Genomic DNA, 11864 nt, shown 5'->3' on the forward strand with positions numbered 1-11864 from the left:
TATGTCGATCTGGCAAGGCCACTGGAGCACCATCGTCGACAAGCTGCGGGTGGTCGAAGACGCAGAGGATGAGCAGCGCTTGCTGGCCCAGTTATCCACACCTGGGGCGCGGCGGGTGCTGGGTTTCGTCAACGCCCATGCCATGAACTTGGTGACCCGCGACCGCGCTTATCTCCAGGCGCTGGCTTCGGCGGACGTGCTGTTGCGCGACGGTTCGGGCATGGCGATCCTGTTGCGCCGGCTGGGGTTGGCGCCTGGCCTGAACATGAACGGCACCGACTTCATTCCCAAGTTGCTGATGGCCTTCAGCGGGCGGCGTGTGGCGTTCTGGGGCACCGAAGCGCCTTATCTGGAAAACGCAGCGCGCAGCAGCGAAGCCCGCTTCGGGGTTCAGGTGACGTCTGTTCACCATGGTTTCGATCAGATCGATACCTACCTGGCCCTGGCGCACCGGCAGCGGCCGGAGCTGATCGTGCTGGGCATGGGCATGCCCAAGCAGGAGGCGGTCGCTGCCCGGCTGGCGCAAAGCGGCGTGCCCTGCGTGGTGGTGTGCGGCGGGGCGATCCTGGATTTTCTCGGCGACAAGGTGACGCGTGCGCCTCGGTGGATGCGGCGCCTGGGCTGCGAGTGGTTGTTCCGACTGCTGCGTGAGCCTAGGCGGCTGTTCAGCCGGTATGTGCTCGGCAATCCATTGTTCCTCTGGCGCACGTTGAGCTATGCGCGAGCGCGTGGTCACTGACAGGGAGTGGTGTCTGCTTCGCGGGTAAACCTGCGAAGGGGGCGACGCGCCTCTGCAACGGCCCAAAAGGGTAAATCCCCGGCGCGGTTCCAAAGTACTGCTACAGTGATATCAAACGCACCCATGTGCCGAGGACCCTCGGCAAACGGGTCGCACTATCGCCCTGGGGAGCAGTCCGCGCATTAGCGTGTGATTCAGGTGATCGATAGTCACGGGGACGATCTCCTACGTCATTGACCAGGCGGCACTCGCTGAGTGCGCGTCGGGTCTTTGTCTTTTCAGGATGAATGCGGTTGTTCTTGGCTTGGTAGGAAAGCGTGTGGTTTCTCGGCATCAGTGAGGACGAGCAATGGTTTTCGAACCCAGAAGTAACCGTTCCCTACTCCAGCGCAGACGCAGCATCAGCAACGCCATCCAGGCCGGGCTTGACGGCATCGCGGTGACCGGAGTCGCCTGGTACCTGATCTACCTGCACGTCGGTTACATCACCCCCGACTACGTCATCATGCTGCTGTTGCTGATCGGCGCCCTGGCGGTGGTCTATGACCACTACGCCATCTACCGCAGCAACGTGGGCCTGTCGATCAAGGCGTTCAAGCTGTTCAAGGCCTGGACGGTGACGTTCTGCTTTCTCGTGGCCATGGCTTTTCTCACCAAACAGAGCGAGCAGTATTCGCGCCTGCTGGTGGGCGAGCTGTTCGTCATCGGCTATTTCATCCAGTTGCTGCTGCATTTTCTGGTACGTGAAATCCAGGTGAAATTCCTGACGCTGCCCTACAGCCAGGAGAACGCCTTGATCATCGGCTCCGGTGAACTGGCGACCTTCCTGCACAAGAAGATCAGCAACAACCCCTGGCTGGGCGAGAAGATCGTCGGCTGCGTGCACATCGGTGAGACGGAGCTGCAAGTAGGGGCGCAGGAGGGAGAGGGTGGCCCGGTGATCCTGGGCGATATTTCCCAGCTGGATGACATCGTGGTACGTCATGGCATCAAGACCGTCTACCTGGTCACGCCGCTGGAAGGCTCGCAACTGATCCGCGATGTGTACCTGCGGCTGCTGGACAAGTGCGTTTCGGTCAACTGGATTCCCGACATCTTCTCGCTGCGACTGATCAACCATAGCGTGCGCGAAATTGCCGGTATCCCTGTGCTCACGCTTTCCGAAACGCCACTCACCGGCACCAGCCTGTTCCTCAAGAACCTCGAAGACAAACTGCTGGCCGCATTGATTGTGCTGTGTGCCGCACCGGTCCTGCTCATCATCGCTGTGGCCATCAAGCTCGACAGCCCGGGGCCAGTGTTCTTCCGCCAGGAGCGCATGGGCTGGAGCGGCGAGACCTTCCGCATCTGGAAATTCAGAAGCATGTTCGTGCACCAGCCCGAAACCGGGGTGCTCCAACAGGCGCAGAAGAACGACCCGCGCATGACCCGGGTCGGGGCGTTCATTCGCCGCACCAGCCTCGACGAGTTACCGCAGCTGTTCAATGTATTGATGGGCGAGATGTCCCTGGTGGGGCCACGTCCGCACGCCATCCAGCACGACACTCAGTATTCCAGGGACATCGCCGACTATTTCGCGCGCAACAACATCAAGCCCGGCATGACAGGGTTGGCGCAGGTGCGCGGTTACCGGGGAGAGACCAAGGATCTGGGACAGATGATCCAGCGGGTCGACTCGGACATCGAATACATCAACAACTGGTCGGTGTGGCTGGATTTCATCATTCTCGTGCGCACGCTTTCGGCGTTCACCGGCAAGCAGGCGTACTAGCGCGTCAGACGTGTCTGGATTATCGGCATCGGGTTCAGGTGCGCGTAGCGGCTGCGCAAGGTCTCGATCAAGGACGGGCTTGGTACCCGGGAGCAATGCAAGTACACCTTGGACAACCCGCCAAAGCCCATTTCCCGGTAGCGGCTGGCGATCTCTTCATCGCTCGGCCCCTCGGGCACACCCAGGTGCAAGGTCAGCCGGCCATCCTCCACCGCGAACAGCGGCGTACTCCAGAGGAACCATTCCGAGCCGGTGCGGGGGAGCCTGACAAAGAAGTGGGCATGGTTGCCTAAGGTATCGACGTCGCCGCCGCGGCGTCTTTTCCATTCCAGCAGCCCATCGTCGGGGCGGGCCAGGCAGCAGCCAATGTCGTAGTAGTCGAAGCCGTTTTCCAGCGCCCACTCCAACGCCATGAAGGTGGTAATCGAGTTGACCTCGCGCAGCTGCTTGGCATCGGCGAAAACCGACTCGGGGTAGCCGAAGCGAATGGTGCTCCAGTAGCGCTTACCGGCACGGGTGATGACGCAGCCCAGGTGGCAGGCCACCACTTCATCGTCGCGCAGGATCAGGTCCAGCCGGCCTGCGGACTTGGCGAGCCTGAAAACCTCGGCAGTGGCAATCTGCGAGGCGGACGCCCCATGGCGAGCCTTGGCGTAGGGTTGCAGCATCGTCGTGTCGGCATGGGCGATCTCTTCGTCGGTGACTGCCGGGCGCATGTGATAGCGCGGCCGGTGCTTGCGCAGGCTGCGCCGCAACTCACTGTTGTAGGTGGCGACGATGCTGTCCAGAGAGCGCCCCAATGGCACCACGGCGCTCAAAAAATGCGGCACCTGCAGGGCTCCGGGCACCGGCACTTCGCTGGCCAGTACCACGGCATCGCTGGTCGCGCTGGCCGGCGTGGTCGCCCCCATCAGTAACTTGGCCAGGTCGCGGTGGGCTTTGCGGCCCAAGTAAACCACCTCGTGGCTGCTCTGTTGGTCGGGCTTGAAGCGGCTGCGCTCCCAGCGCCACAGGCAGGCGCGGCTGGCCAGGTCCTTGAGCCTGGCGGACGTGGCCCTGATTTCGAAGCGGACCGACGGCGAAATGCACTGCCTGGCCAGTAGGGCGAGCTGTTCTTTCATCGCGGTGCTGGCGCTCCTTCAAGGGGCATGTGCATACCTAGAACGAGTAAAGATGTGAAACGGCCAGCTCGCAAGGCAGGGCCACAGTGTTCACCCAATGGAACGCTGAGGTCTGATTTGAGTATCTAGCGACTGTCCACTCGTCGGACTAACGTTGTGTCTATTGTTTTTTCAGAAGGGGCGCCGACCGCCGAATCGAGCCGACTGACGGTCGCTTGGCATGGCCGGTGTTGCCTACGCTGATAGTCCCGCACATGAATTGCGGGCAGGCGGCAACTGGATTGCGTACGTCTAAAAATCCCACCGAAGAAAGGAGCATTACCATGGCTTTCCAATACAAGCGTCTGGACAAGAACGACGCCGCTGTCTTGCTGGTCGATCACCAGACGGGTCTGCTCTCCCTGGTGCGTGATATCGAACCGGACCGCTTCAAGAACAACGTGCTGGCCCTCTCGGACTTGGCCAAGTACTTCAAGCTGCCGACCATCCTCACCACAAGCTTCGAAAACGGCCCCAATGGCCCGCTGGTGCCTGAGCTCAAGGCGCAGTTCCCAGATGCGCCCTATATCGCCCGCCCCGGCAACATCAACGCCTGGGACAACGAAGACTTCGTCAAGGCGGTGAAGGCCACCGGTAAGAAGCAACTGATCATCGCCGGTGTGGTGACCGAGGTGTGCGTGGCCTTCCCGGCGCTGTCGGCCCTGGAAGAGGGCTTCGATGTGTTCGTGGTCACCGATGCCTCCGGGACCTTCAACGAACTGACCCGTGATTCTGCCTGGCGCCGCATGGAGGCGGCCGGTGCGCAGTTGATGACCTGGTTCGGCGTGGCCTGTGAGCTGCACCGCGACTGGCGCAACGACATCGAAGGCCTGGGCACACTGTTCTCCAACCACATCCCGGACTACCGTAACTTGATGACCAGCTTCAGCACGCTGACGAAGTAATCCGGCGTGGGAGCTTTGCCTTAGGGGCTCATGCGCCTGGGGCAGGGTTCCCCGTCCGTATCCAGAGGTACCGGATGGGTCCACTGATCGGCTATTTCAAACTGGCCCTCAATCCCGGGCGTGGGGTGTTGCTCTTCACCTTACGCACCATCGTCGCAGGCCTGCTGTGTCTGTATCTGGCGTTCATCTTCGATCTGGAACAGCCCAAGTGGGCGCTGATGACCGTGATCATCATCAGCCTGCCCTTGGCCGGCATGACCCTCAAGCGCAGCTTCGCGCAGGTGATCGGCACGGCGGCGGGCGCGGCGGTGGCGGTGGTGCTCATGGCGCTGTTCCCCCAGGCACCGATGCCCTTCATCGTTTGCCTGGCCTTGTGGCTGGCGTTCTGCACGGCAGGGGGCACGCTGCTGCGCTATACCGACTCCCATGCCTTCGTCCTCAGTGGTTTCACTGCCGTGGTGGTGGCGATGCTGGCGGTGCCCGAACCGGACGGCATCCTGCTGCTGGCCATCACGCGCCTGACCGAAACCCTGCTGGCAGTGGCCTGTGTAGCCGTGGTCAGCCTGCTGACAGCGCGTCCGCAGGCGGTCGCCCAAGGTTACTTCGCCCAGGTCGACAGCCTGGTCAAGCTGATCGCTCGGCATGCCGCCGAGGTCATCAGGACCGAGGAAGACGAAGCCGCTTTCAACCAGCGCCAAGCCCAGCTGATCGCCCAGGTCAGCGCGCTGGAAGGCCTGCGCCGACATCTTTATTTCGATGCCCCGCACCTGCGCAACGCCGATGGCCTGGTGCAACTGCTGGCCAACCAGCTGGTGCTGCTGGTGTCGCGCCTACTGGTGTTGCGACAGCAACGTGAGCTGATCAAGCAGCACTGGCAAGGGCCGCTGCCGGCCGACATCCAACTGTTGCGCAACGATGAGCTGGACAGCCTCGATGCCCTGGCCAATGAGGGTGTGGCCTTATCGGCGCAGCGTCGCCAGGCCATACACCGCCTGAACCAGCGCTTCGAGCAGGCCGCCGACCGTGCGGAATTTCTCAGCGAACCATTGCCACCGCGTCTGCGTTCACTGGCCTGGGCCCTGCGTTGGGAGCAGGCGCGTCTGTTGCAACAACTGAACGAGCTGATCGAGCTGAACGAGGCGATCCAGCAGGGCAGGGCTGCCAGCTGCCCCCATGCCCAAGGGCGGGTCAGTGCCCTGCACCTGGATTTTCGCCTGGCCGGCATGAACGCCGCGCGGGCCTTCCTGGCGTTGTTCCTGGCAGGGTGGCTGTGGATCGAGACCGCTTGGGACGGCGCCCGCTCTGGAGTGATCCTGATCGGCGTCATGTGCTCGCTGATGGCCACTTTGCCTCGACCGCTGCTGGCCAGCCAGAACTACAACCGCGGATTGCTGGTGGCGCTGGTACTCTCAGCGGTCTATCAGTTCGGCCTGCTGCCGATCTTCACCGATTTCGAAATGCTCGCCCTGTGCCTGACACCCTTGCTCTATCTGGCCGCCGTCGGTCTGGCCAACCCCATGACCGCCGGGATCGGTATGGGCATCGGCCTGGTGGGCCTGCTGATGATCGGCCCGCAGAACGTCGGGGCTTACCATAACAGCGCCATCCAATGGTTCGAGTTCGCCGGGGCCTACCTAGCCGGGGGGCTGCTGGCGATGGTGGTGTTTGCCCTGGTCTTCCCGTTCAACCCGCAAAGGCGCATGGCCCGCCTGTTTCGCCTGAGCCGGGAAGATGTGTACCAACACGTGACTGCCCCCTCCAGCCTGGTGCGCCAGTTCGATTTCGAGAGCCGCATGCTCGACCGGCTCTCGGCCATGATCGGCCTGCTGCCGGCCACCAGCGATGCGCGTTCGCGGGAGCTGTTCGAGTGCAATCTGGTGTGCCCGGCATTGGCTATCGTCCTGGCCAAGGCACAGGCCCAGTGCGTCACCAGCGAGACCTTGCCGGAAGGCGTAAAGGCGCGATTGCGCCTAGGGTTGCAAGAGATGGCGGACTTCATCGGTGCGCGTCGTCAGGTGGACCTGGACGCACTGCTGCACGAGCTCGAAGCGCTTGGCGAAACCCTGGACGCCTTGCATCAGGTGCATTTCGAGGCGGGCCGGGAGGCGCTGCGTCAGTTGTTCATCCTGCGGGTCGCCTTGGCGATCGCCGGCCAGTTGCTCCAGCGCTACCGCCAGGTACTGGTGCCGACCACGCAGCCTGAAGAGGAGGGCGCCTATGCCCATTGATTTCGAGTTCGGCGGTGTCTACCTGCCGCCGATCGCCCAGGCGTTGTTGCTGGGCTTGCCGTTGTTTCTGCTTGCCGACGCCTTGCTGCGTCGAGTTGGGGTGCTGGCGTTGGTGTGGCATCCCGCCTTGTTCCAGGGTGCTCTGTATGCCGCGATCTGCGCGGCCCTGGTGTTATCGATGGGAGTGAGTGTCTAACAATGCCTGCCTTGAAACCTGTATTTTCCAAGGCACTGACCTTGGCCGTGCTGGCCCTTGCCCTGGTGCTGGGCTGGTTTGCCTGGGACTACTACACCCGTGCGCCCTGGACCCGCGACGCCCGGGTGAGGGCGGACGTGGTGACCCTGTCGGCCGAGGTGGCCGGTCGCATCATCGAACTGCCGATCCATGACAACCAGTTCGTCAAGCAAGGCGAGCTGCTGCTGCAGATCGACCCCGCCCGTTATGAGCTTGCGGTACTGCATGCCGAGCGCGCGGTCGAGGTCGCTCGCGCCGCACTGGGGCAGTCCAAGGCATCGATCGTCGCCAACGAAGCCCTGCTCAAGCAACGGCGCAGCGAAGAGCAACGCCGGCGTAGGCTTCAGTCCTTGTCGGCGATTTCCGCGGAAGAGTGGGAGAAGTCCGGCACGGACGTGGCCGTGGCCCAGGCCGATCTTCTACGCGAGCAGTCCAACCTGGGGTTGGCCCAGGCCAACGTGCAGCTCGCCGAGGCCACATTGAAGCAGGCCCGCCTGGACCTGGAGCGCACACGGGTCACCGCGCCGGTCAGCGGCTATGTAACCAACCTGTTGACCCGCCAGGGGGATTTCGCCCAATCCGGCACGCCGCTGTTGGCGCTGGTCGACAGCAGCTCGTTCCACGTCAGTGGCTATTTCGAAGAAACCAAGCTGCCGAAGATCAAGGTGGGCAGCCACGCGCGCATCGCCTTGATGAGCGGCGAGGTGCTGGAGGGCACGGTGGAAAGCATCGCCTACGCCATCACCGATCGCGAGAACCAGCCGGGCAACCGCCTGCTGGCCAACGTCAATCCGAGCTATACCTGGGTCAAGCTTGCCCAGCGGATCCCGGTGCGCCTGCGTCTGGAGCGCAGCGCCGACGCACCGCCGCTGCGCGCTGGGACCACGGCGACGGTCACCATCGTGGATTGAGTTGGGTGAGTCTGTCGCATGTTCGATCTGAATGATTTGTACCTGTACACCAAGGTGGTGGAGCACGGTGGCTTCGCCCCCGCCGGCCGTGTCCTCGGCTTGCCCAAGTCGCGCCTTAGCCGTCGTGTGGCCCTGCTGGAAGAGCGCCTGGGCGTGCGTCTTATCCAGCGCTCCACCTGCCAGTTCGCCGTCACCGAGGTGGGCCTGGAGTACTACCATCACTGTGTATCGATGATGGACCGGGCGTATGCCGCCGAAGACGCGATCGAGCGCAGCCGTGCGGTGCCCAGCGGTATTATCCGCCTGGCCTGCAGCACCTCGCTGCTGGACTCGCGCCTGGCGCCGATGCTGGCGCGCTTCATGGCCGAATGCCCAGTGGTGGAGTTGCTGGTCAAAAGCTACAACCGGCGTGTCGATGTCATTGGCGAGGGCTTCGACCTGGTCCTGAGCGTGCGCCATCGGCCACTGGAGAGCAGCGAGCTGGTGATGCGCAAGTTGGCCGATAGTCGCCAATGCCTGGTAGTCGCCCCCAGGCTGCTGATCGGACATGAGCAACCGCTGCGCCCCTCGGACCTGTTCGAACTGCCGAGCCTGGGCTGGGGCGCCAATGTACAGGAGTACACCTGGGACCTGGACGGGCCGGACGGCGCCGTGGCGTCGATTCGCTACCGGCCCCGCCTGGTGTCGGACGATGTCGCGGTGCTGCGCCAGGGTGCGTTGGCAGGTGTCGGTGTGGTGTTGCTCCCCGAGGAACTGGTGCGCGCCGACCTGGCAGCCGGGCGCCTGGTGCCTGCCTTGGAAGATTGGACCCCACGCAAGGGCGAGATCGTTGCGCTGTTCCCGTCACGACGCGGGGTGATGCCTGCGGTGCGCAAGCTGATCGACTTTTTGGTGGCGGCGTTCGAGCGAGAGGCTGAAGGCCAGATGCGACAAACCCTTTGAAACGGGGAGGTCACGAGGTGGGAGGTCAGGGAGCTGCAAGGCTCGGTGTCCGCTTCGTAGAGAGCGGATCATAAAGCCGTGCGCTTGAGTATTTCTTTTATGGCATCCAGCGCTTTTGGCCTTCGCGGGATGGATTTATACAGTAAAACGAGTTGGCGTATGTAGTCATCGGAGTCTGAGACGGGCGTGGCGAACACCTCCCCACTTTTCAAACCTGCCCATGCGGGAACGAGCGATACGCCCATCCCTTTCTCTACCATGATGTAAATGGCGTCAAGCGCATCGAGGTTGCACAGTAGATCAGGGCTTAGATCGTTGTCATGCAAGTATTGCAGGGCTATCTGCCCGCCCCAAGCATTTGAATCGTATCGAATCAACGGGTGGGTGAGAATGGTCGTATTTATATTGCTCTGCTCAATGGGTTCCTTTGTCAACAGCATTAAAGGTTCATGCCGCAGCGTTTGCATCTTGATGGATTTCGGTACGGAAAACGGGGGGCAGACCATAAGCCCGGCATCGAGTTCACCTGTTACCACCTGCTCATACAGCGCGCGCGAGTCGCCAGGTGTGATTCTAAGCCTCAGGTGCGGTGCCGTTATCGTTAATTGGTGCATTAATTCTGGAAGCAGGCCTGTCAACGCAGTTGAAATAGCGCCTAACTTGAAATCACCTGTAAGCCCATTGCTGTCGAATCCATCCCTGAGTTCCGTGGCGCACTGAATTAAGTTGCGCATTTTCGGCAACAGTGCCAAGCATTGTTCAGAGGGATCAACTGAGTGGGATCCACGGTTCAATAGTTCACAGCAGAGCGATTTCTCAAGCGCTTGAATACGCTGGCTGATGGCAGGTGCAGTAAGGTTTTCTCGGCGGGCGGCTGCCGCGATGGAACCTGTTTCAATAACCGCGACCAGACTTTCGAGAAATCGAATATCCAAAACAATTCCTTTCGGTCAGAGATGGAAAATCACGCTCCAGAACAAGCGAAAGGATAGGGTAGGCTGCACGAAATTCCCACCCAAACAAGAGGGCGTTTCCGTGACCGCATTTTTCCATGCCTCCTATCATGTAACAAACCTTGAAGAGTCTCGTAAGTTTTACGGCGAGGTGCTGGGCTGTAAAGAAGGCCGCTCCAGCGAGACGTACATCGATTACGACTTATTCGGTCATCAAATTTCCCTTCACGAAGGCACGCCATTTCCGACCACGCGCACCGGCAAGGTCGGCGAGCACATGGTGCTGATGCCGCACATCGGCCTGGTGCTTCAGTTGGATGATTGGATGGTGATGGCAGAGCGCCTGCAAGCCCATGGGGTGAAGTTCGATATTCCCCCCGTTGTGCGCTTCCCGGGTCAGCCGGGTGAGCAGCGGACAATGTTCTTCCTCGATCCAAGTGGCAACCCAATCGAGATAAAAGGTTTCAAGGACTTCAAAGAAGTCTTTGCTGTTTGAAGGCGTGCTTTTATCCAAGCAGCACGCTTTGTCGATCACGCTGTTTATCATGAGCACCAACGCATGAGTGCGAATACCGGATGCTTGAGTGTGCGCGGCGTTTACCAGCCAGTTGACAGTCCAAATTATAATAATGGGAGGACGTATGGCGAAGGCGAGTCTGGTCACAAGAATCATCGTGGGTCTGGTGTTGGGCATTATAGTGGGTGCCCTGTTAAATATTTATCCAGATTACAAAGTATGGGTGAGTAGTCAGGTCCTGCAGCCAGCCGGTGATATTTTCATCAAGATGATGAAAATGATCGTGGCGCCACTGGTCTTTGCCTGCATGGTCAGTGCCGTTGCCGGTAATGGCGACAGCAAGGCAATCGGGCGGGTGGGGGCCAAAACCATGTTCTACTTCTTCGTCGTCACGGGTATCGCCATTGTTTGTGGTTTGATCATAGGTAATGTGGCCCAGCCAGGTACCGGCGCGAACTTGAGTACCCTTTCGGCTGCCCAGTCACTGACGTTGCCCTCTTCTTCGGAGGGTGGCGATGTCGGAAGTGTGATTCTTGGTGTCATTCCGGATAACATCGTGAATGCAATGGCGCAGGGTAACTTGCTACCCATCTTGTTCTTTTCGATCCTGTTCGGTTTTGGTGTGAATGCGCTTGATGCGGATAAGAAGCGACCGCTGATCGCTGTGTTCAACGCCTTTTCCGGAGCGATGTTCAAAGTCACGCACATCGTCATGCACTATTCTCCGATCGGCATTTTCGGTCTCATTGGCGTGACGGTGTCTAACTTCGGACTTTCTGCGCTGTTGCCGTTGGGTAAATTGATTCTTGTCACTTACGCCGCTGTCCTGCTGTTCGGACTGGTCGTACTTGGCGGAATAGCCAAAGCGGTTGGCATTAACATCTTCGACCTGATCACGTTCATCAAGGATGAACTGATTTTGGCATTCAGTACCGCCACTTCGGCTACCGTGATGCCACAGCTCATCGAGAAGGTGGAGGCTTACGGCGCGCCGAGGTCCATTGCTTCCTTGGTGATTCCTACTGGGTACTCGTTCAATCTGGATGGCGCATCGCTCTTCGTGGGCATTGGTACGCTTTTCATCGCCCAACTGTATGAAATCCCATTGAGCCTCGCTGACCAGGCGGTGCTGGTGCTCATCATGGTTTTGACGTCCAAAGGCGCGGCGGGTGTGCCAGGGGCGATGTTCGTCATCCTCACCGCCACGCTGACCAGTGCCGGGCTTCCCGTGGAGGGCATCGCTTTCATCGCCGGTGTCTACAGGCTCATGGACATGCCGATCACCGCGTTGAATGTGCTGGGCAACGCCTTGGCGCCCTTGGTGATCTCCAAGTGGGAAAACCAATTTCGAATAGCACCTAGCCAACAGCCTGACGCAGTTGCGGGTGAGCGCCCTATGAACGCGTTGGCAAGCGAAGGGGGGGGCTGAACCGGACACTCGTGGGCAATAAAAAACCCCTTGAATCGGCTGTATTCAAGGGGTTTTGATGTCCATCAGGAGCT

At 60.5% G+C, this 11864-nt stretch carries 11 protein-coding genes; 9 read left to right on the forward strand and 2 right to left on the reverse strand.

Annotation, left to right across the window (positions count from 1 at the left end; all coding sequences use genetic code 11):
• The first annotated feature begins 1 nt into the window (after position 1).
• Both BLS27_RS13490 and BLS27_RS13495 read left to right on the forward strand, forming a co-directional pair.
• The gene (locus BLS27_RS13490; RefSeq protein WP_043214923.1) at positions 2 to 739 is read left to right on the forward strand and encodes a WecB/TagA/CpsF family glycosyltransferase; all 738 of its coding nucleotides are present in this window, start codon (positions 2 to 4) and stop codon (positions 737 to 739) included.
• 349 nt (positions 740 to 1088) lie between these two features.
• Positions 1089 to 2510, forward strand: coding sequence for an undecaprenyl-phosphate glucose phosphotransferase (locus BLS27_RS13495; protein ID WP_043214886.1), 1422 nt, complete (start codon positions 1089 to 1091; stop codon positions 2508 to 2510).
• Here the strand turns inward: BLS27_RS13495 and BLS27_RS13500 are convergent.
• Positions 2507 to 3631, reverse strand: coding sequence for a GNAT family N-acetyltransferase (locus BLS27_RS13500; RefSeq protein WP_090345199.1), 1125 nt, complete (start codon positions 3629 to 3631; stop codon positions 2507 to 2509). The genes BLS27_RS13495 and BLS27_RS13500 overlap by 4 nt on opposite strands.
• A gap of 323 nt (positions 3632 to 3954) precedes the next feature.
• Here BLS27_RS13500 and ycaC point away from each other — a divergent pair, with 323 nt between their 5' ends.
• The 5 genes from ycaC (at position 3955) to BLS27_RS13525 (ending at position 8891) form a co-directional block, all read left to right on the forward strand.
• Complete coding sequence (ycaC, locus tag BLS27_RS13505; protein WP_043214892.1) at positions 3955 to 4575, forward strand: isochorismate family cysteine hydrolase YcaC; 621 nt, start codon at positions 3955 to 3957, stop codon at positions 4573 to 4575.
• Positions 4576 to 4649: 74 nt separating this feature from the next.
• Positions 4650 to 6803 carry an FUSC family protein gene (locus tag BLS27_RS13510; RefSeq protein ID WP_090345202.1) on the forward strand — a complete coding sequence of 718 codons (2154 nt, stop codon included), beginning with the start codon at positions 4650 to 4652 and terminating at the stop codon, positions 6801 to 6803.
• On the forward strand, positions 6793 to 6999 hold the full coding sequence (locus BLS27_RS13515) for a DUF1656 domain-containing protein (protein WP_043214896.1): 207 nt from the start codon (positions 6793 to 6795) through the stop codon (positions 6997 to 6999). Before BLS27_RS13510 ends, BLS27_RS13515 begins: the two co-directional genes overlap by 11 nt.
• Before the next feature lie 2 nt (positions 7000 to 7001).
• A complete protein-coding gene (locus BLS27_RS13520; protein WP_377734709.1) occupies positions 7002 to 7949 on the forward strand; it encodes an HlyD family secretion protein in 948 nt (315 codons plus the stop codon).
• Between the two features lie 18 nt (positions 7950 to 7967).
• On the forward strand, positions 7968 to 8891 hold the full coding sequence (locus BLS27_RS13525) for a LysR substrate-binding domain-containing protein (protein WP_090345205.1): 924 nt from the start codon (positions 7968 to 7970) through the stop codon (positions 8889 to 8891).
• Positions 8892 to 8959: 68 nt separating this feature from the next.
• Here BLS27_RS13525 and BLS27_RS13530 read toward each other — a convergent pair whose 3' ends face one another.
• Positions 8960 to 9826 carry a LysR family transcriptional regulator gene (locus BLS27_RS13530; protein ID WP_043214901.1) on the reverse strand — a complete coding sequence of 289 codons (867 nt, stop codon included), beginning with the start codon at positions 9824 to 9826 and terminating at the stop codon, positions 8960 to 8962.
• 100 nt (positions 9827 to 9926) lie between these two features.
• Between BLS27_RS13530 and BLS27_RS13535 the strand changes: the two genes are divergently transcribed.
• Both BLS27_RS13535 and BLS27_RS13540 read left to right on the forward strand, forming a co-directional pair.
• Positions 9927 to 10340 (forward strand): VOC family protein, encoded by a 414-nt coding sequence (locus BLS27_RS13535; protein WP_090345207.1) that lies wholly within the window; start codon positions 9927 to 9929, stop codon positions 10338 to 10340.
• A gap of 145 nt (positions 10341 to 10485) precedes the next feature.
• Positions 10486 to 11790 (forward strand): cation:dicarboxylate symporter family transporter, encoded by a 1305-nt coding sequence (locus tag BLS27_RS13540; protein ID WP_043214906.1) that lies wholly within the window; start codon positions 10486 to 10488, stop codon positions 11788 to 11790.
• The last annotated feature ends 74 nt before the right edge of the window (positions 11791 to 11864 follow it).

It is taken from the genome of Pseudomonas guariconensis (genome assembly GCF_900102675.1).
GTDB lineage: Bacteria > Pseudomonadota > Gammaproteobacteria > Pseudomonadales > Pseudomonadaceae > Aquipseudomonas > Aquipseudomonas guariconensis.